Source organism: Janthinobacterium sp. SUN211, from assembly GCF_030587315.1.
GTDB lineage: Bacteria > Pseudomonadota > Gammaproteobacteria > Burkholderiales > Burkholderiaceae_D > Janthinobacterium > Janthinobacterium kumbetense.
In genome coordinates this window covers 947463-967567 of the sequence record NZ_JAPWIC010000002.1, presented here as the reverse complement: position 1 = coordinate 967567, position 20105 = coordinate 947463, and the positions used below count along the sequence as shown (strand labels likewise).

The 20105-nt window shown below is 61.8% G+C and carries 21 protein-coding genes; 6 read left to right on the top strand and 15 right to left on the bottom strand.

The window, feature by feature from the left end:
* The first annotated feature begins 22 nt into the window (after positions 1-22).
* The 4 genes from O3301_RS10135 to O3301_RS10120 all read left to right on the top strand — a co-directional run bounded on the left by O3301_RS10135 (position 23) and on the right by O3301_RS10120 (position 3685).
* Complete coding sequence (locus O3301_RS10135; protein WP_305056272.1) at positions 23-424, top strand: DoxX family protein; 402 nt, start codon at positions 23-25, stop codon at positions 422-424.
* Between the two features lie 160 nt (positions 425-584).
* Positions 585-1238: a GTP cyclohydrolase II gene (ribA, locus tag O3301_RS10130; protein ID WP_077407024.1), complete on the top strand. Its 654-nt coding sequence runs from the start codon at positions 585-587 to the stop codon at positions 1236-1238.
* A 69-nt stretch (positions 1239-1307) separates the two neighbouring features.
* Complete coding sequence (locus tag O3301_RS10125; RefSeq protein WP_305056271.1) at positions 1308-2708, top strand: serine protease; 1401 nt, start codon at positions 1308-1310, stop codon at positions 2706-2708.
* Positions 2705-3685, top strand: a complete 981-nt coding sequence (locus tag O3301_RS10120; protein WP_305056270.1) for an FHA domain-containing protein — start codon at positions 2705-2707, stop codon at positions 3683-3685. The genes O3301_RS10125 and O3301_RS10120 overlap by 4 nt, the downstream gene beginning before the upstream one ends.
* Before the next feature lie 75 nt (positions 3686-3760).
* Here O3301_RS10120 and O3301_RS10115 read toward each other — a convergent pair whose 3' ends face one another.
* Positions 3761-4417 (bottom strand): CCXG family PEP-CTERM protein, encoded by a 657-nt coding sequence (locus O3301_RS10115; protein ID WP_099667172.1) that lies wholly within the window; start codon positions 4415-4417, stop codon positions 3761-3763.
* A gap of 518 nt (positions 4418-4935) precedes the next feature.
* On the opposite strand from O3301_RS10115, the gene O3301_RS10110 reads away from it, so the two are divergent.
* On the top strand, positions 4936-5274 hold the full coding sequence (locus O3301_RS10110; protein WP_099667171.1) for an MmcQ/YjbR family DNA-binding protein: 339 nt from the start codon (positions 4936-4938) through the stop codon (positions 5272-5274).
* Here O3301_RS10110 and O3301_RS10105 read toward each other — a convergent pair whose 3' ends face one another.
* On the bottom strand, positions 5275-5895 hold the full coding sequence (locus tag O3301_RS10105; protein ID WP_077407037.1) for a TetR/AcrR family transcriptional regulator: 621 nt from the start codon (positions 5893-5895) through the stop codon (positions 5275-5277). It lies immediately after the preceding gene.
* Positions 5896-5987: 92 nt separating this feature from the next.
* Between O3301_RS10105 and O3301_RS10100 the strand changes: the two genes are divergently transcribed.
* Positions 5988-7202 carry an MFS transporter gene (locus tag O3301_RS10100; RefSeq protein WP_289916414.1) on the top strand — a complete coding sequence of 405 codons (1215 nt, stop codon included), beginning with the start codon at positions 5988-5990 and terminating at the stop codon, positions 7200-7202.
* A gap of 3 nt (positions 7203-7205) precedes the next feature.
* On the opposite strand, the gene O3301_RS10095 is transcribed toward O3301_RS10100, so the two are convergent.
* The 13 genes from O3301_RS10095 to O3301_RS10035 form a co-directional block, all read right to left on the bottom strand.
* Positions 7206-7508, bottom strand: coding sequence for a hypothetical protein (locus O3301_RS10095; protein ID WP_305056269.1), 303 nt, complete (start codon positions 7506-7508; stop codon positions 7206-7208).
* A gap of 57 nt (positions 7509-7565) precedes the next feature.
* A complete protein-coding gene (locus O3301_RS10090) occupies positions 7566-8741 on the bottom strand; it encodes a PQQ-dependent sugar dehydrogenase (protein ID WP_305056268.1) in 1176 nt (391 codons plus the stop codon).
* A gap of 113 nt (positions 8742-8854) precedes the next feature.
* Complete coding sequence (locus O3301_RS10085; protein ID WP_305056267.1) at positions 8855-10873, bottom strand: hypothetical protein; 2019 nt, start codon at positions 10871-10873, stop codon at positions 8855-8857.
* 175 nt (positions 10874-11048) lie between these two features.
* The gene (ispF, locus tag O3301_RS10080; RefSeq protein WP_305056266.1) at positions 11049-11549 is read right to left on the bottom strand and encodes a 2-C-methyl-D-erythritol 2,4-cyclodiphosphate synthase; all 501 of its coding nucleotides are present in this window, start codon (positions 11547-11549) and stop codon (positions 11049-11051) included.
* Between the two features lie 17 nt (positions 11550-11566).
* Positions 11567-12268: a 2-C-methyl-D-erythritol 4-phosphate cytidylyltransferase gene (gene ispD / locus O3301_RS10075; RefSeq protein WP_305056265.1), complete on the bottom strand. Its 702-nt coding sequence runs from the start codon at positions 12266-12268 to the stop codon at positions 11567-11569.
* Positions 12269-12280: 12 nt separating this feature from the next.
* Positions 12281-12976 carry a hypothetical protein gene (locus O3301_RS10070; RefSeq protein WP_180278728.1) on the bottom strand — a complete coding sequence of 232 codons (696 nt, stop codon included), beginning with the start codon at positions 12974-12976 and terminating at the stop codon, positions 12281-12283.
* Positions 12977-12984: 8 nt separating this feature from the next.
* The gene (locus O3301_RS10065) at positions 12985-13542 is read right to left on the bottom strand and encodes an NUDIX domain-containing protein (RefSeq protein ID WP_070255807.1); all 558 of its coding nucleotides are present in this window, start codon (positions 13540-13542) and stop codon (positions 12985-12987) included.
* Positions 13543-13616: 74 nt separating this feature from the next.
* Positions 13617-13946, bottom strand: a complete 330-nt coding sequence (locus O3301_RS10060) for a DUF2818 family protein (protein ID WP_305056264.1) — start codon at positions 13944-13946, stop codon at positions 13617-13619.
* Between the two features lie 3 nt (positions 13947-13949).
* Positions 13950-15452, bottom strand: coding sequence for an NADH-quinone oxidoreductase subunit NuoN (gene nuoN, locus O3301_RS10055; RefSeq protein WP_099667163.1), 1503 nt, complete (start codon positions 15450-15452; stop codon positions 13950-13952).
* Positions 15453-15468: 16 nt separating this feature from the next.
* Complete coding sequence (locus O3301_RS10050) at positions 15469-16971, bottom strand: NADH-quinone oxidoreductase subunit M (protein WP_099667162.1); 1503 nt, start codon at positions 16969-16971, stop codon at positions 15469-15471.
* Between the two features lie 29 nt (positions 16972-17000).
* Entirely contained in the window at positions 17001-19100 is a 2100-nt protein-coding gene (gene nuoL, locus O3301_RS10045) for an NADH-quinone oxidoreductase subunit L (RefSeq protein ID WP_305056263.1), read from the bottom strand.
* Positions 19101-19146: 46 nt separating this feature from the next.
* Complete coding sequence (gene nuoK, locus O3301_RS10040; protein WP_010399724.1) at positions 19147-19455, bottom strand: NADH-quinone oxidoreductase subunit NuoK; 309 nt, start codon at positions 19453-19455, stop codon at positions 19147-19149.
* The gene (locus O3301_RS10035; protein ID WP_034779507.1) at positions 19452-20084 is read right to left on the bottom strand and encodes an NADH-quinone oxidoreductase subunit J; all 633 of its coding nucleotides are present in this window, start codon (positions 20082-20084) and stop codon (positions 19452-19454) included. The genes nuoK and O3301_RS10035 overlap by 4 nt, the downstream gene beginning before the upstream one ends.
* Between the last annotated feature and the right edge of the window lie 21 nt (positions 20085-20105).

Sequence of the window (20105 nt, the reverse complement as noted above, 5' to 3'; positions counted from 1 at the left end):
AAATATACAGAAAGAGAAAATCATGGAAAACAAAACCAATGTATTGCTCCCCCGCGGCCGTGCTGCCCTTGGCGTGCTGTTCTTTGTCTCGGGCTTGCTGAAAATCGGCGCCTTCGCGGGCGTGGCCGGCTACATGGCCAGCCAGGGCTTGCCAATCGCCAATATTTTGCTGGTGGGCGTGATCGCCCTGGAAGTGGGCGGCGGCTTGCTGCTGATCACGGGCTGGCAGGCGCGTTGGGCGGCGCTGGCCCTGGCGCTGTTCCTGATTCCCACCACCGTGATCTTCCACGCCTTCTGGAGTGCGGACGCGGCCCACTTCCAGGACCCGCTGACGAACTTCCTGAAGAACCTGTCCATCTTCGGCGGCATGCTGTTGCTGGTGGAGCGGGGCTTCGGCAAGGCCAGCCGTCTTGTAAAAGGCTGATCCGGCCGCAATTAGAGGAATATCACCAGGCATTCCAGCTTTCAAATCTCAGCCAGGGGAAATGGCTTCCCCTGCTTTTTGGTATGATGACAGGGCGCGCCGGCACCGGAGTGGTGTCGCGCGCCTTTTATTTTTGACAATTACCTATATGAGCACAACCATGCAAAGCGGCGCAGACCTCCTGGCGACAGGCGAATTGGATTACACGACTTCCTGCGCACTGCCGACGCCGTGGGCCCAGTTCACCCTGCACGCCTTTGTCGAGCACGCCACTGGCAAGGAACACCTGGCCATGGTGCTGGGCGATATCGGCAACGGCGAACCGGTGCTGGCGCGCGTGCATTCCGAGTGCCTGACGGGCGACGTGCTGTTTTCGCAGCGCTGCGACTGCGGCGCCCAGCTCGAGGGCGCCTTGAAACGCATCGCTGAAGAAGGCCGCGGCATCTTGCTGTACCTGCGCCAGGAAGGACGCGGCATCGGCTTGATCAACAAGATCCGCGCCTACCGCCTGCAGGAAGCGGGCGCCGACACGGTGCAGGCGAATGAACAGCTGGGCTTCAAGGCCGACGCGCGCAACTACACCCTGTGCAAGCCCATGTTTGCGCAATTCGGCATCCACAGCCTGCGCTTGATGACGAACAACCCGCGCAAGATCGCCGCCATGGAAGCGCTGGGCATCACGGTGGCCGAACGGGTGCCGCTGCTGGTCAACCGCAACGCCTTCAACCAGCACTACCTGAATACCAAGCAAAGCAAGCTCGGTCACATGATGACGCCGCAAACGGCGCCGGCGCTGGAAGACGGCGCCCTGTAGTCCCCCGGGCCGGCGCGTGCGCGATACCGCGCCGCGCCGGCCGCGCTCCTGCTCACGCACAAAGGATGCATGAAATTATCTAACTACGCCTGCTTGCTGGCCAGCCTGTGCGCTGCCGCAGGCGCCCACGCGGCCGCGGCGCCTGCGCCTGCCGCGCCTGCCGCAGCCACCACCGCTTCGACTCCCCCCATCAAACCGCCGCCGGCCACCGCCGCGCCCGCCGCCACCGAACATGCGGCCCTGCCGCCGCCCTCGTCGGCCGCGCAAAAGCTGTACACGGCGGCGCGCGCCGACATCCTGCAAGTGCGCGTGCTGCTGAAAAACGGCCGCACGCAATCGTCCGTGGGTTCCGGCTTTTTGATCGGCACGGGCGACCTGGTGGTGAGCAACTATCACGTGGTCTCCCAATTCGCCCTCGACCCCGATACCTACGTGGGCGAATGGGTCGACACCAGCGGCCAGCGCGGCAACGTGGAATTACTGGCCGTCGACGTGCTGCACGACCTGGCCGTGCTGCGCGTAAACCGCCATGGCACGGGTTTCTTCAAGATGCCGGAGCCGCTGGCGCCGCTGACGCAGGGCCAGTACCTGTATTCGATGGGCAATCCGCTGGACCTGGGCTTCGCCATTTCGGAAGGTTCCTATAATGGCGTCGTCACGCGCAGCTTCTACGACCAGCTGATGTTTACGGGACCGATCAATTCCGGCATGAGCGGCGGCCCCAGCGTCACGGCGAATGGCGACGTGGCCGGTGTGAATGTGTCGAAACGCCTCGATGGCGAACTCGTCAGTTTTCTCGTGCCTGCCCGCTATGCCCAACAATTGTTGGCCAAGGTGGCGCAGCAAGGCAAGGCGCCGAAGGACTTCAAGCCGCTGGTGACGGCGCAGTTGCTGGCGCACCAGGAAGTCATGCTGGCGCGCCTGCTCGACACGCCATTGAGCCTGAAAGCCATGGGCCCGTACCGCGTGCCCGTGCGCGAATCCGACCAGATGCGCTGCTGGGGCCGCTCCAACGTCAAGTCCGACAAGCCCTACATGCTCGACAACACCAGCTGCGCCATGGAATCGGCCATCTTCATCTCCGGCGCCTTGCAGACGGGGCAAGTGTCGATGCGCCACGAATTCCTGCGCAGCAGCGGTCTGGGCGCCCTGCGCTTTTCCGAACTGGCCAGCGCTTCGTTCAAGAATGAAAGTTTCGGCAGCTACAAGAGCGCCAGCCTGACGGGCCCGCAATGCACCGAACAGTTCGTCAAGAACAAGACCCTGCCCTTGCGCGCCGTCCTGTGCGTGCGCGCCTACCGCAAGTTTACCGGCCTGTACGACTTTGCCCTGCTGGCCGCCAGCACCGATGAGCCACTCATGAGCCTGCAAAGCCGCATCGACGCGCGCGGCGTGTCCTACGCCAACGGCATGCGCGTCACGCGCACCTTCCTCGAAGCGCTGTCGCGGGAAAGCCGCCGCAAGCCATGAAAGCACCATACTTCATCGAAATCCTCGCCGACAATGGCGAGGTGCGGCAACGCCAGCGCATCGACACCCTGCCGATCCGCATCGGGCGCGGCTACGACAACGACTTCATCCTCGACGACGCGCATACGGCCGCCGCGCACGCCATCGTCGAAGACGACGGCGCAGGCGGCCTGCTGCTGCGCGACCTGGGCAGCCAGAATGGCGTGATCCACCGGGGCCAGCGGCAAATGCAGGTGGCCCTGACGGGCAACAGCATCGTGCGCCTGGGCCACACGCGCCTGCGCGTGCGCGCCAGCGACCACCCGGTGGCGCCCGAACTGGGCGACACGACCCGGCACGACTGGGAAGGCTTGCGCCCCGCCATCGCCGGCCTGGCCATGATCGGCGCCTCGGCCGCCTTCAGCAACTGGCTGAGCGACGCGGACGCCTTCGAGCCGATTTCCTACCTGATGATCATCGCCTACGCGCTGGCCGGCGGCCTCGTGTGGGCGTCGATCTGGGCCGTGGCAAACCGCCTGTTTGGCCATGGGGCGCGTTTCGGCCGCCACCTGTTCATCATCGGCTGCGGCTTGCTGGCCATGGAAGTATGGGAACTGGGCAGCAATGTGACGGCGTATACGCTGTCGCTGGAAGTGCTGACGCGCTACGGACGGCATATGTTCATCGTCATTGTATGCGCGATGATCTATTACCATTTGTGCACGATCAAGCCGCAGCATCCGCGCCGCTTCGGCCTCGTCGCCGTCGTGCTGGCCATCGTCGGCTCGACCCTGATCCTGCTGAGCAACCTGCAGGCCAGCGGCCGCCTGGCCGACGAAGCCTACATGTCCGTGATCTACCCGCCAGCCTTGCGCCTGAGCCCGGATCACACGACGGACGCCTTCTTCCGCGACGCGGCCAGCCTGCAGCGCGCCGTCGATGCCGAGCGCGGCCAGGCGACCAAGGGCGCCGACGAAGACGAAGACAGCGGCGACTGACAGTGCGTACATAAAAAAAGCCCGCCGCATCCTGACGGAGCGGCGGGCTTTTTTACGTGCGCTCGGGATGTGCGCTTAAAACTTGGCTTCCTGCTTGCGGCGTGCCGTGAAGCCCAGCAAGCCCAGGCCGATCAGCAGCATGGCATAGGTGCTTGGTTCCGGCACGGCCGAGACCAGGCCGTCGGTGCTGGAAAAGCTGGCGAAATTGTTGTTGCCCGCCTTGAACTGGACTTGCTGGCCGCCATCGCAGCAGCCTTCCAGGCCGAAGATGCTCAAGGTATGGTTGCCTGCAGCCAAAGTGCCCGAACCGGCGAGGAACTGGCTGCTGCTATTGTAGTTACCGGCCCACCACAGGTCGCTGCTCTTGAAATCCAGCGCCACGCCGTCGAGGAACAGGGCGCCGCCCTTGCCGAAATCGACGCCGCTGCGGAAGCTCCAGGCGCCCGCATCGGCCGCGCTGACGCCAAAGTTGATCACCGACTTGAAGGCGATATTCGAACCGCTGCCGAACAGGCTGCTATTCGTGACATTGTTGTAGCTGGCAATCGTCGTCGTGCCATAGCCGGCGCCCGGCGTGGCCACGGCGGCATTCACAACGGACTGGTAAGCGGCGGCGGACGCTTGCGCGCCGGCATTCGAGTAGCCGGTGGAGACGGTGATGGTGCTGGCGTTCGCGTGGGCAAACACACCAACGGCGATCAGGGACAAAGCGATTTTAGGCAAGTTTTTCATAATGGGTATCCAGTCAATAAGTATTCAACGGGCGCAACAGGCGTGAAGGCGCTTGAGCTGAATACACGCTGCATTGAGGCGTGTCGGCGTAGCGCAAGAATTGCAAGAATGAGCGGTCGGGGGCGTGGCTTCCGCAAAACTTCGCGGACTTGCGGCGTGCCATGGCGGCACTGCAAGCGTCCTGGAAAGGGTTCGGGTTCCCGGGACAAAACCAGACAATTGACGGGTCAGGTGAAACGTTGAATCTATTCTATCTTAAATTCCCTAGAAGAAAAGTATTTTTCTTTTAGCCATGTAAGATATTTATATGATAAGTACCTTGAAACAGGCTGAACAAGCCTGCCGGGATGGGCATTTTACCCCTGGCGCGCTGGCCGGACCTGTCGCGCAAGCGCCACAAGCGCGCGCGCCAGTGTCGCATCTTGCGCATTTCTTTTCGCATGCCGCTGCACCACGCGGCGAAACAGCATGGCAAAATGTAGTCACGCTGCTATCTATCCGAACTGGGGGAAAGAGGAATGGTCGACCTGGAAGAACTACGCTATCTGGCACTGTCGTTTCCCGACGCCACCGAGGAAGAACACCACGACCGTCCGGCCTTCCGCGTGGGCGGGAAGATCTTCGCCACCCTGCCCGATGACGAGCACATCAATGTGCTGCTCGATGCGGAAGCGGCGCATATCGCCACCGTCATCACGCCGTCCGGCTGCGAGAAGCTGTGGTGGGGCGAACGCCTGGCCGGCATCACGGTACGCCTGGCGGATGCCGAGCTGGACATGCTGGCCGCCGCCCTGACGGCCGCCTGGCGGCGCAAGGCGCCCAGCGACCTGGCCAAGACCATCGCCCCGACGGAGTAGCTACATCGGCCAATTGCGCAGCAGCAATCCCACCATCTGCTGCAATTGCTCGCGAGATACGCCGGCCGCCGCCTGGATGGCCATGCCCTGCGACAGGGTCACGACGAAGCGCGCCTGCTGCTCCGGGCAGGAGTCGGGCGGCAAATCCCCCTCTTCCTTCGCGCGCCGCAAGCGGTCGCGCAGCTTGATTTCACCGCGCAGCCGGCGCGCGAACAATTCATCGCGGATCGGCAAGGCATCGTCGCTGCAGGCGAGCGCCGCATTGACGCCCATGCAGCCGTGCGGGCCGTCCGGCATCGTTTGCGCGTCGACATATTGCGTCAGCAAGGCTTCCACCACCTGGCGCGCCGTCGGCTGTTCCAGCGCCGCATCGAAAAACCGCATGCGCGTATCGCTGTAGCGCTCGAGCGCCTTGTGGAACAATTGTTCCTTGTTGCCGAAGACGGCATACAGGCTGGGCCGGTTCATGCCCATGGCTTTCGTCAATTCCGGCAAGGAACTGCCTTCATAGCCTTTTTCCCAGAATACTTTCATGGCGCAATCGAGCGCCTCGTCCGCGTCAAACGTGCGGGGCCGCCCCGTTTTCGCCTTGACCGCCTCTTCTTTTTTATCTTGTTTCATACCGTTCGGTAAAAAATTATTGACAACAATGTCCACCTGCCCTGATTATATACCGACCGGTTAAAAACCTCTCGGCTTTTCAGGAACCTCTCATGCATACACTTTCCAACGCTACCGACGACGATACCACCGTGGCGCCGTGGCTGGCCGTCTTATCCGTCGGCATCGGCGCCTTCGCCCTCGTCACTTCCGAATTCCTGCCCGTCGGCCTGCTGCCCGCCATGGCCGCCGAACTGGCCATCAGCAAGGGCCAGGCGGGCTTGATGATCACCACGCCCGGCATCGTTGCCGCGTTTGCCGCCATCTTCGTCACCGTCGGCTCGGGCCGCCTGGACCGCCGCATCGTGCTGCTGGCCCTGACGGCCCTGCTGGTGGCGTCGAACCTGCTGGTGGCGCTGGCCCCTTCGTATGCGTGGATACTGCTGGGCCGCGCCATGCTGGGCGTGGGCGTGGGCGGCTTCTGGGCCATCGGCAGCGCCATCGGCCCGCGCCTGGTGGCGCCGCAGCATGCCTCGCGCGCCATGTCCATCATCTTCGCCGGCGTCTCGCTGGGCACGGTGGCGGGCGTGCCGGCCGGCGCGCTGGTGGGCGATCTGGTGGGCTGGCGGGTCGCGTTCGGCGCGGCCAGCGCCATTGCCGTGCTGGTCTTCGTCGGCCAGCTGTTGCTGCTGCCCAAGCTGCCGCCGACACAGGCCATCCGCCTGCGCCAGTTGCCGATGATTTTCGGCATCCGCAAGGCCAGGCTGGGCCTGATCGCCACGGCCATGCTCTTCACGGGCCAGTTCGCCGCCTACACGTATATCGCGCCTTTCCTCACGCAAATCTCGCACCTGGCGGCCGGCACGGTCAGCGCCATGCTGCTCGTGTACGGCGCTTCCGGCTTCATCGGCAACCTCGTGGGCGGCTGGGCCGCCGGCCGCTATGAACGGGCCGCGCTGATGGCGACGGGCGCCGTGCTGGGCGTGTCCACCCTTGCCCTGGCCGCGTTCGGCAGCCATTCGCTTACCGCCATGCTGCTGGTGGCCGTCTGGGGTTTCGGTTTCGGCGCCATGCCGATCGCCGTGCAGACGTGGATGTTCAAGGCGGCGCCGGAGCTGATGGAAGGCAGCAGCGCGCTCTTCGTTGCCATCGTGCAAGTGTCGCTGGCGTCCGGCGCCTTGCTGGGAGGCGTGGCCGTCGACCGGCTGGGCGTGTCCAGCGCGATGGTGGTCGGCGGCTTGTTCGCCCTCGGCTGCGGCTTGACGATCGCTATCTTCGGCAAGCCGCAGGCCGGCGCCAAGGCCGGCGCGGCCTGCATCGCCTCGTAGGAATCAGATGCGGCCGCGGCGGAATTCTCCAAGGAATTTCGTCACTTCGGCCGGCGTCATCACCACGTCCGCGTCGCCGTGATACGCATACAGGAAAGGCGTGCCGCCCAGGCGGTCCGTCAGCTTGGCAAAGAGTAAAAAGCGGCTGCCCAGCGGATGGTGCTGCAGGTCGGCCAGGCGGCGCGAGCACTGTACGGCCAGCTCCGGCGAAAAGGCCTGGCCCGGCACGGGGCGGATTTCCACGCGGCCATTAATCGCGCGCGATTCGACGGCGACGTGCCGGTATGCATAAGTATCACGGGCCATGCCGCCACCTTGAATGAAGTAAAGGCGCCATCTTAAGCGAAGTGGGCGCCCGCCGTGCTACTGCGGCACGATGCGCAACAGGCGGCCGTTGTCTTCATCCGTCAGCGCGTACAGGTAGCCGTCCGGCCCCTGGCGCACGTCGCGCACGCGCGCGCCGATGGCCAGGCGGTCTTGCCCCGTCACCTTGCCGCTGGCATCGACGGCGATGCGGCGGATATCCTTGGCTGCCAGGCCGCCGCTGAAGATGCTGCCGCGCCAGGCGGCAATCTTGTCGCCCGTGTAGACAGCCAGTCCGGACGGGGCCGGCGACGGCACCCAGGCCACGCTCGGGTTGAGCATGCCGGCCACTTCGTGCTTGCCGACCGGTTCATGCGTCGTATAGTCGGCGCCATAGCTTTGCAGGGGCCAGCCATAGTTGCCGCCCGCCACCACCAGGTTCAGCTCGTCGCCGCCGTACGGACCGTGTTCCGTGGCCCATACGCGGCCGGAAACGGGGTCGAGCGCCAGGCCCTGCACGTTGCGGTGCCCATACGACCAGATTTCCGGCAAGGCGCCCTTGGCGGCCAGCGGATTGCCGGGCGCCGGCTTGCCGTCTTCCGTCAGGCGCAGGATGGAACCCTGGTGCGTGGCCAGGTTTTGCGCCTGCTCGCGCGCCAGGCGGTCGCCGATGCGCAGCGGCGGGTTGCCGCCATCGGCCACGCTCATCAGCAAAGTGCCGTCCGGCAGCCACAGCAGACGCGAGCCGAAGTGCTGGCCGCCGCTCTTGTCCGTAGCCACCTTGAACAGGGTCTGGATGCCCGTCACCTTCTTGCCGTCGAACACGCCGCGCACGAGGGTCGTGCGGTTGGCGTCATTGTTGCCGGTCGACACCGTCATGTAGACGCGCTGCTGCGCCTTGCCCGCATCCTGCGGGTGCAGGACGATATCGAGCAAGCCGCCCTGCCCGCCCGTGAATACCTTGGGCATGCCTTCCAGCGCCACGTCGGTAAAAGTCTTTCCATTGAGCAAATGCAAGGTGCCCTGCTTGCTGGTGACGAGCGCGCGTCCCTCGCCCAGCCAGGCGATGCCCCACGGCTGGCGCACGCCTTCGGCCACGGTAACGGCCTTCCACGGCTGTTTCGCGGCGGGCGGTTCGCCCGTCGCTTGCAGTTCGGCGTGGGCGGGCATGGCGCAAGCCGCGAAAGCTCCCAGCAGCAATGCGGTGGCAATGCGTGTACGCTTGATGATTGGCATCGGGAATTCTCCTGTGTCGTCAATAAAAAAAGCGGCCGCGATGGTCTGTGCCATCGCGCCGCCTTTAAAAATAGCACAGATTGCCAGGCGGACGCGCCGCCGCCTCCATGCGATCAGCGATACACCAGATAGTACTTGGCACGCGCGGTGCCCTTCTGCGCGCCGCCCGTCTGCACCAGCGCCACTGGATCGCCGGCGGCCGTGTGGAAGATGCCGATGCCATAGCTGGGTTCGCCGCCAATGTACGGCAAGGTGACATCGCCTGCAGGGAACAACAGATCTCCTGTGAAACGCTTGTAGCTGGCTTGATACGCCGGATCACTGCCGAGATAGCCGAGGCCATCACGCTCCATCACCAGCGCCTCCGCCTTGACGGGCGAATAGCTCACCGACAACACGCCGTTGTTCGTATTGCTCAAAGCAAAGCGACCAACGTATACCAGCGTATCAGCCTTAAAGTATGTTCCGCTTGCCGTAAATAGCAGGTCTTCCTTGGGTGACAGGAAAAACGGCGCGGCCATCGGGATCGGATGCGGCATGAAAATAGAGTAGGAGGTCTGCAAGATATAGCCTTGCTGCGAATCAACGAGAAAAGCCGAGGGCTGGAACAGTGGCTCCTCATTGATGGTAACGAGTCCCTTGTTCAGCGATGCCACGAAGATACCCCTCATTTCACCATAGAAACCTCCGCTCGTGGTTCGCCTCTCTACAAGCTGGCCAGTACGCGCATTGAACCCTTCCAATACTGGCTCTCTGAGCGATCCCTTGGATTGACCGGACAGAAAGACGATGCCCGCATCGGTCGTGAACACTTCGGTCTGCGAACCGGCTGTACCGGTCGAACGCAGCAGTTTCCCCGCTTCCAGATCAATCAGGCTGACCGCCCCCTCATGCAATACGCCGGCCAGTTTCCCGTCTGCACTCAGACTGAAGGACTTGACGGCGGCAGGCAAACTGACGCTGCTGAAAGTACCATCGGCCGGATTAATGATTTTCAAGCTATCGGGATTGGGCGTCACCACGATCAGTCGGTCCATTCCCTTGCTGTAACGCGCCTCCAAAGGCTTGAACGGCAACGCCATGACACTGTAAGTCGGGACGATCACATTGAGCTTCAGGTAGGCCACCGCCAATTGCCGGCCACTGGTGACCGTCATCGACAGCACATACGCGCCGGTCACGTCTGGCGTGAACGACGGCACTACCGCCGTTGCTTCCCCGATCACGGCGACGGAACCAGCAGGCCGGCTGTCAACCGCCCATGCATAAGCGAGTTTGCCGCCTCCCTCGTCATAACTCAGGATACCGCTGGTCACCACCGGCTGGCCGACGGGCACTGTTTGATTTTCACGGCTGATGACAGCGACCGTGCCTTGGATCACACCGGATGGCATCGTATTATTAGCATCGAACTGGTACACCGTTTCGGCATACGCGCCCTTGCCATCCGCACCGCGGGCGCGTATTTTATACAGGCCCAGCACATCGGGCGAGAAACGGGCAACCTGATCGACAACGCGCAAATTGGATGTGCTGCCGGCCGGTTTTTCGATCAAGTCCCACGTGGTGGTGACCTTGTCACCGTCAGCGTCAGTGCTGCCGGTGGCGTCGAGAACGATACCGGCTCCCAGCGACACACTCACGGCTGGTTTGACAAGTGCTTGCGCCGTAAACGTCGCATTGACCACCACCACCGCATTCGGTACCCGGTTATTCACCAGCACGGTAGCATTCTTTTCCGCAAAGCCACCCTTGCCATTCGTCACGCGCAGCTTGAAGATATACGTGCCCAAGGCGTCGGGCTGGAAGTTCAGTTTCGGGGTCGCGACAGCACCCATGTTCAAGCCGCTACCGGCAGGCTTGGATACCAGGCTCCAGGCAAAACTCAGCGTCCCGCCGTCGCTATCCTTGCTGCTACCGGCATCGAGTTCAATCTGTCCACCCATGCTGCCGATGGCATCGGCACCTTCGGCCGCCGCCGACACGGCGCCGGCAAACAAAATGGCAGGCTGCGGCACGGCCGCCACGGGCGGCGCCGCAGTTTCACTGCCACCGCCACCGCCGCCACATCCGGCCAGCATGACCATGGCCAACAGACCCGCTCCCAACCAGCGCGCGGCTGGTCCCTGCATACGACTGCGCATATGATCCCGTTCTCTCAATATTTCCAGTGGTTATAAGGTGACGTCTTGTCGCGTCCGAAAAAGCGGACAAATATTATCATGACAATAACGTTAAAATTTCACCAAATTTCACTTTGGAAATATTAATTTTCAGAAATCATTTAAAAGGTGCTGCAGGGTATGCTCAGGCGCGCAGCAGCAAGGCCACGGCTTCGGCCGCGATACCCTCTTCGCGGCCCAGGTAGCCCAGTTTCTCATTCGTCTTGGCCTTGATATTGACCTGGCCCACACTCACGCCCAGGTCTTCGGCCACGTTGGCGCACATGGCGGCGATGTGCGGCGCCATTTTCGGGCGCTGGGCGATGATGGTGGCGTCGATGTTGCCGATGATATAACCGGTCGCGTGCACGCGGCGCACGGCTTCACGCAGCAGGGTGCGCGAATCGGCACCCTTGAATTGCGCATCCGTGTCGGGGAAATGGCGGCCGATGTCGCCCAGCGCGGCGGCGCCGAAGATGGCGTCCGTGATGGCGTGCAGCAATACGTCGGCGTCGGAATGGCCGAGCAAGCCCAGGTGATGGGGGATTTTCACGCCGCCGATGATCAGGTCGCGGTTTTCCACCAGCGCGTGGCAGTCATAGCCCTGGCCGATGCGGAAAGGCAGTACGGGAGTCGTTGTGTTCATGCGGGTCTCTCTGGAATTCAAGGGTTGGCCAAATACAGTTCGGCCGTGTGTATGTCGCGCGGCAAGGTCACCTTCAGGTTGCGCGGGTGGCCTTCGACCAGCCTGGGCGCCAGGCCCAGCGCTTCGACGGCGCTGGCGTCGTCCGTGATCGCTTGCGGATCGGGCGCTTGCGACAGGGCCCGGTGCAGCAGCGCATAGCTGAACATCTGCGGCGTCTGCGCCAGCCATAAATGGTCGCGCGGCACCGTCTGCGCCGACAGGTTGTTCTGCCCTGCCCGCTTGACGGTGTCGACCACGGGCAAGGCCAGCAAGCCGCCTGCCGGATGGTCAGCGACTTCGGCGATGAGTGTTGCGATCAGCGCCGGCGTCAGGCCAGGGCGCGCCGCGTCGTGCACCAGCACCTGGTCGTGGGCGGCTATGCTGCCGTGCAGGGCCTGCAGGCCGTTCAGGATGGTTTCCATGCGCGTGGCGCCGCCGCAGCGCAGCACAGTCACGCCTTGCTCCGGCACGACCGTGTCGATCACGCCGTCCTCGGCGCTGACGACGACATAGGTATGCGCGATCAGGGGGCTGGCGAGAAAGGCGTCGAGCGCGTGGCGCAGCATGGGCTTGCCGGCGATGGGCAAATATTGCTTGGGACTGCCCGCTTCCATGCGCGCGCCCACGCCGGCGGCGGGGATCAGGGCAAAATAACGGGGGCGATTCGGTGCTGCTGTCATGCCATTCCTTGTCTAGTTGGCGGGCGCTGTCTTGCCCGCCAGGATATTCTGGATCTCACCATTGCACGCCTTGCCCAGGCGCGCATATTCCTGCGGAGAATCGATGGCCGCCTGCAAAATTTCCACCTTGCGCATTTCGGCCTTGACGTACGGCAACCAGCCCGTGTCGATCTCGCGCGCCAGCGCCGCCTTGGCCGTGCCACTGGGCGCATACAGGGGCCGCGCCTCGAAGCGCTTGGCCAGCGCGGCGCGCACGGTCTTTTCCACGCGCGGCAAGTGTTCCATATAGGTTTTCATGTGCCGCAGTTCGTGCGCCAGTATCTCATCATACGCGCAAGTGCCGGGGGCAAATTCGCGGCCGATATAGATCACCACGGGCGCATACGTGAGGGTGACGGTAATCTGCGGCGCCACGCATTCGTAGCCGCTGGCCGGGTCTTGCAGCATGGGGCCGGCCAGGGCGATGGCCACGCGCGACTCGGTCTTGGTCAAGCCCAGCACCCAGGTATTGGCGCGCGCCGTGCCCTTCATGACGGTCAGGGCCTTGTACGGCAGATGCGTGTCGATGCTGTAGCCGTTCTGCTGCGCCGTCAGCACGGACACCGTCTTGCTGATCGTGTCTTCGCAGCGCACCTGGAACGGCGTGCGCGCCGCCCCGTGTGCGCCCAGGCTGGCCGAGGCCAGCAACAGGAAGATCGCCGTGCGCATGCGCAGGATCAAGCCGGCTGCCAGGCGCCGCTGGTAATCTTGTCGAGCCAGAAGATGCCGATGACGGTTTTCACGTCCGTGATGGTGCCATCCTTGACCCAGTCGAGCAGCTGCGGCACGGTGGCAGTGAACGTCTCCAGGAATTCGCCTTCATCGAGCTGGCGTTCGCCCGCCACGAGCCCGCGCGCCAGGAACAGTTCCAGGTGCTCGTCCGAATACGCGATGGCGTTGTGGATGGTGGAAACGAATTGCCAGTCGCTGGCCGTGTAGCCCGTTTCTTCCAGCAACTCGCGCTGGGCGCAGGCCAGGTGCGATTCGCCCGCGTCGATCTTGCCAGCGGGGAATTCAATGAAGACCCGGTCCAGCGGATAGCGGTACTGCCGTTCCATCAGCACCGTCCCATCGTCGAGCAGCGGCAGGATGACGACGGCGCCCGGATGCAGGACGAATTCGCGCGCCGTGATCTTGCCGTCCGGCAGAGCAACCCGGTCACGCTGCACGCGCAGGAAGCCGCCCTGGTAGACGAGCTCGCCGTCCACCTTGGTCTCAGTTAAATTCATGTCCATGCGTTCAGTATCCATACCTTGATTATGCTCAATAAAAAAAACGGCGCCAGAGGCGCCGCTTTCGGTCGATGGGGCTAGTGTCGTTTGCGCAGGTAGCGGGTGACAAAGCCGGGAAAAGCCAGCACCAGGAACAGACAGCCCGTGATGGCATAGAACTCCCACGTCTGCGGGAAACCGTTGCCGATGCGCGCTTCGAGCGCGAACGCCACGGCGCCGACGATGAAGTACAGAATCACCATCTCCAGCAGGCGCAGCGCCAGCGGCTTGCGCCAGCCTTTGCCCCCGTCTGCTTGCGCCGTCTTTTTCAAGGGCACGGCGGCAAACAGTTTCTCGTTCAGGAAAGGCAGGTTGGCGCCCAGGATGCCCAGGGCGATCACCAGCCAGCTCGAGACGGTGACATCCATCGGTCAGGACGCCAGGGTCTTGGTGATGGCGGTCGCGCAGGCAGCCAGGATGCTGTTAGGCATCGCACCCAGCGCCAGGACGAACACGCCGTTCAGGGCCAGCACGACGCGCATGTCGCCATGCACGACCAGCGCATTGCTGTCGGTCGGCTCGTCGAACCACATCATCTTCACGACGCGCAGGTAGTAGAAGGCGCCGATCAGCGAGAACAGCACGGCGGCGATGGTCAGCCACAGCTGGCCCGTGGCCAATACCGATGCCAGCACCGAGTACTTGGCCATGAAGCCCATCAGCGGCGGCACGCCGGCCAGCGAGAACATGAACAGGGTCATCACCAGCGCGAAGATCGGGCTGCGTTTGCCCAGGCCCTTGAAGTCGGCCAGTTCGTCTGCTTCGAAACCATTACGTGCCAACAACATGATCACGCCAAAGGTACCCAGGGTGGTGAACACATAGGTGATGACGTAGTACATCGAGGCGCCGTAGGCGGTGGCTGCGCCAGCCGCGTTCAGGGTGTTGTTCGGTGCATCCACGGTACCGGACAGCAAGCCCAGCAGGACGAAGCCCATTTGTGCGATGGTCGAGTACGCCAACATGCGCTTCAAATTCGTTTGCGCGATCGCGGTGAAGTTACCGATCGCCAGCGACATCACGGCCAGCACCAGCAGCATTTGCTGCCAGTCATGCGCCATCGGCAGCAAGCCTTCGGCCAGCAGGCGCAGGGTGATGGCGAAGGCGGCCAGTTTCGGCGCCGCGCCCAGCAGCAGGGTCACTGCCGTCGGCGAACCTTGATACACGTCAGGCACCCACATGTGGAATGGCACGACGCCCAGTTTGAAGGCCAGGCCGGCTACCAGGAACACCAGGCCGAAGACCATGATGGTGCCGTTGGTCTTGCCGTTTTCCAGCGCCACGCGCAGTTCGCCCAGGTCCAGGGTACCGGAGGCGCCGTACAGCATCGAGATACCGTACAACATGAAACCGGAAGCCAGTGCGCCCAGGATGAAGTATTTCATGGCCGCTTCCGTGGCCTTGGCATTGTCACGGCGCAAGGCGATCAGTGCGTACAGCGACAGCGACATCAGTTCCAGACCCAGGTAAATGATCAGGAAGTTGTTGGCCGAGATCATGATCATCTGGCCCAGCAGTGCAAACAGGGCCAGCACGTAGAACTCGCCGCCCAGGTTACCCGACAGCATGCTGCGGTCGGTGGCGTAGGCACGCGAGTAGATCAGGGTCAGCGCCACGGCGCCGTAGGAGAACAGTTTCAGCAACTGCGACATCGGGTCCGACACGAACATGTTATTGAACGTGTAGACGGTGGTGCCCGCGTTGAAGTCGCCCACGGTCAGCAAGGCGCAGCCGGCCAGGGTCAGCAAGGCCAGCACGTAAGTGATCGAACGCTTCGCCGCAGGCAAGAACATATCGATCAGCAAGAGCGCCGACGTGGCGATCAGCAGAAAGATTTCCGCGTACAGCGGTACCAGATTAGGTGCATTAGTCATGTTATCGGTCTTCTATTTAAGGCAGCAGCTTGCCGGCTTTGACATGGGCAAGCAGATCAGTCACCGAGGTTTGCATCGTGTCGGTGAACGGGGCTGGGTACAGACCCATCACGAGCACGGCGATGGCCAGCACAGCAAGCATGAAGAATTCACGTTTGTTGATGTCGGTCAATTCGGCCACATGCTTGTTCTTGATCTTGCCGAACACCACGCGCTTGGCCATCCACAGCGAGTACGCCGCGCCCCAGATCAGTGCCGTTGCAGCCAGCAGACCAATCCAGAAGTTGAATTTCACCGCGCCCAGGATCACCATGAACTCGCCGACGAAGCCGGACGTCGCTGGCAGACCGCAGTTGGCCATCGAGAACAGCACGAAGAAGGCGGCAAATTTCGGCATGCGATTCACGACGCCGCCGTAGTCGGCGATGTTGCGGGTATGCATGCGGTCATACAGCACGCCGATGCACAGGAACATGGCCCCGGAGATGAAGCCGTGCGAGACCATCTGCACGATACCGCCCTGCACCGAGATATCGTTGAACATGAAGAAGCCCAGGGTGACGAAACCCATGTGCGCGATCGACGAATAGGCGACCAGTTTTTTCATGTCGGTTTGCACCAGGGCAACCAGACCGATATAGATGACGGCGATCAGCGACAAGGCGATCATGAAGCCCGACAGGTAGTGGCTGGCGTCCGGCGTGATCGGCAACGAGAAACGCAGGAAGCCATAGGCGCCCAGTTTCAGCATGATGGCGGCCAGCACGGCGGAACCGCCCGTAGGCGCTTCCACGTGGACGTCCGGCAACCACGTATGCACGGGGAACATCGGTACCTTGACGGCAAACGCCATCAGGAAGGCCAGGAAGATGAAGATCTGTTCGTTCATCGTCAGCTTGAACGCATGCCAGGCCAGGATGTCGAAAGTGCCCGACACATTGCGCAGGTAGATGATGGCAACCAGGGTCAGCAGCGAACCGAAGAAGGTGTACAGGAAGAACTTGAACGACGCGTACACGCGGTTCGAACCGCCCCAGATACCGATGATGATGAACATCGGGATCAGGGTTGCTTCAAAGAAGAAGTAGAACAGCAAGCCGTCCAGCGCGCAGAACACGCCGATCATCAGGCCCGACAGGATCAGGAACGAGCCCATGTATTGGGCGATGCGCTTCTCGATCACTTGCCAGGCCGAAATGACGACGATGACGGTGATGAAGGCTGTCAGTGGCACGAACCACAGCGACAGGCCGTCGATACCCAGCGAGTACCAGATATTGAAGGTTTCAATCCACGGTGCTTTTTCGACGAATTGCATGCCGTGTGCGGCGTTGTCGAAATGCTGGATCAGGGGCCAGGTGCACAGCATGCTGAGCACCGCGCCGGCCAGCGACAGCCAGCGGGTAAAGCCCGCTTTGCTGTCACGGCCGAGAGCCAGGACCAGGACGCCGCAAATGATCGGCACCCAGATCGACAGACTCAGGTAAGGAGGTAGTGTAGAAATCGTAGACTGCATCATGGTTCTCAGTATTCTTTTATCAGGTCAGCTTACTTAGCGGGCCAGAATGGCAGGAAATAGATCAGGAAGCCCAGCACGCCCAGGATCATCACGAATGCATAGTGATAGATGTAGCCGGTCTGCAACACTCGCGACAGCGAGGACAGCCAGGCGACGACCTTGGCGCTACCGTTGACCAGCAGGCCATCGATCAGCTTCTTGTCACCGAAGTTCCACAGGCCATTACCCAGCAAGCGGGCACCGCCGGCGAACACGACTTCATTGAACTTGTCCATGTAGTACTTGTTGTCCAGCAGGGTGTGGATCGCGTGGAACTTGGCAAAGAACCAGGCCGGCACACGCGGGTTGACCATGTAGCAGTAGTAGGCTGCCACCACGCCGGACAATGCCAGCCAGAACGGTGCCGTCGACAGGCCGTGGATCGCCATCGCCATTGCGCCGTGGAATTCATGCGACAACTCTTCCATTGCTGGATGGTTTTCGCCAACGAAGATCACGCCCTTGAAGAAATCGCCATGCAGCATCGGGCCGATCGTCAGGTAACCGATGATCAGCGATGGGATCGCGAGCATCACCAGCGGGAACCACACGACGAACGGCGATTCATGCGGCTTCTGGCCAGGTTCCAGGCCATGGTGGCCGTGGTCGTCTTCCTCTTCTTCGTGGTGGTCGTCATGTGCATCGCCGTGCGCGCCATGGGCCGCTTTCGGTGCGTGATGGTCATCGTGACCGTGCGCATGCGCCTGGCCGAAACGTTCCTTGCCGTGGAAGACGAGGAAATACATGCGGAACGAGTAGAAGGCGGTAACGAACACGCCAGCCAGCACGGCGAACTGGGCAAAGCCAGCGCCCCAGATGTGCGTCGCTTCGACGGCTTCGATGATGCTGTCTTTCGAGTAGAAACCGGAGAACAGCGGCGTGCCGATCAGGGCCAGCGAACCGACCAGGGACGTGATCCACGTGATTGGCATGTATTTGCGCAGGCCGCCCATGTTGCGGATGTCCTGGTCATGGTGCATGCCGATGATGACGGAACCGGCGCCCAGGAACAGCAGTGCCTTGAAGAATGCGTGCGTCATCAGGTGGAACACGGCCACGGAGTACGCGGACGAACCCAGCGCCACGGTCATGTAACCGAGCTGCGACAGGGTCGAGTAAGCGACGACGCGCTTGATGTCGTTCTGGATGATGCCCAGGAAGCCCATGAACAGCGCCGTGATGGAGCCGATCACCAGGATGAAGGACAGTGCCGTGTCGGACAGTTCGAACAGCGGCGACATGCGCGAAACCATGAAGATACCGGCCGTCACCATCGTCGCGGCGTGGATCAGTGCCGAAATCGGGGTAGGACCTTCCATCGAGTCAGGCAGCCACACGTGCAGCGGGAACTGCGCCGACTTGCCCATCGCGCCGATGAACAGGCAGATGCAGGCAACGGTCAGCAGGGCCCAGTCGGTACCTGGCAAGCTCAGCAGTGCCAGTTCGTCTTTCTTGGCGAACACTTCCTGGTAGTTCATGGTGCCGGCGTAGGCCAGCAGCAGGCCGATGCCCAGGATGAAGCCGAAGTCGCCCACGCGGTTGACGAGGAAAGCCTTCATGTTGGCCACGATGGCCGTTGGACGCTGGTACCAGAAACCGATCAGCAGGTAAGAGACCAGGCCCACTGCTTCCCAACCGAAGAACAGTTGCAGGAAGTTGTTGGCCATGACCAGCATCAACATCGAGAACGTGAACAGCGAGATGTAGGCGAAGAAGCGGTTGTAGCCTTCGTCATCCTTCATGTAGCCGATCGTGTAAATGTGCACCATCAGGGAGACGAAGGTGACCACGCACATCATCATCGCCGACAGCGAATCGATCTGGAAGCCCACTTCCATCTTCAGGGTGCCGATCGTCATCCAGTTATAGATCGTGCCATTGAATGTCGCGCCATCCATCACTGCCAGCAATGTCTGCACGGACAGGATGAACGCAATCAGTACGCCCAGGATCGTCGCGGTATGCGACGTCTTGCGTCCGACCAAATTACCCAGGAACTGGGTGCCAAGCAAGCCTGCAATCGCGGCACCGGCCAGCGGCGCCAGCGGTACGGCAAGAAGGAGGTTAGGGTTGAGGAGTTGCCCCGCCATGATGAACCTTAATCGTTATTATTCGAGAGATCGAGTCTGAAAAACATCAGCCTTTGAGGCTGTCCAGGTCTTCGACGTTGATGGTATCCAGATTACGGAACATCACCACCAGAATAGCCAGACCGATAGCCGACTCAGCGGCGGCAACCGTCAGGATGAAGAAAACGAAGATCTGACCGGCCGCGTCGCCCATGAAATGGGAGAACGCGATGAAATTCATATTCACCGCCAGCAGCATCAATTCGATTGCCATCAGCAATACGATGATGTTCTTGCGGTTCAGGAAAATACCGACGATCGAGATTGCGAACAGGATCGCGCCCAGGACCAGAAAATGTGTGAGCGATAATGTCATGGTGCCTCCTTAACTTCCGGCTCAGCCGCAGGACGCTCGACGACCGCGTCCATCTTGATGATCTTCAGGCGGTCGTTGCGCTTGACGCGTACCGCATCGCCTGGAGCAAAATGCTTGGTGTCCTTGCGTTTGCGCAAAGTCAGTGCGACCGCGGCAACGATGGCCACCAGCAGCACGACGGCAGCGATCTCGAAGGCGAACACATATTTCGTGTAGATCAGCAGGCCCAGTTCCTTGGTGCCGCCCAGGTTGACGTTCACCGGAGCGATGCTAGGCGCAAAGTTGCGGAAACCGTGCCACAGGACAGCGGCCATTTCCAGCACGATGATCACGCCCACCGTCACCGACAAAGGCAGATAGCCCCAGAAACCTTCGCGCATGCGGTCGATATTGATATCGAGCATCATGACCACGAAGAGGAACAGCACCATCACGGCGCCGACATACACCAATACCAGCACGATGGCCAGGAATTCAGCTTGCAGCAGCATCCAGATGCCCGCTGCGGAGAAGAAGGACAGTACCAGGAACAGTACTGCGTGGACCGGATTACGGGCCGTGATGACGCGCGTCGCTGCCAGAATCAAGATCAGCGCGAAGGCGTAAAACAAAATTGTTTTAAAGTCCATAAAAAACCCAATAGACGTACA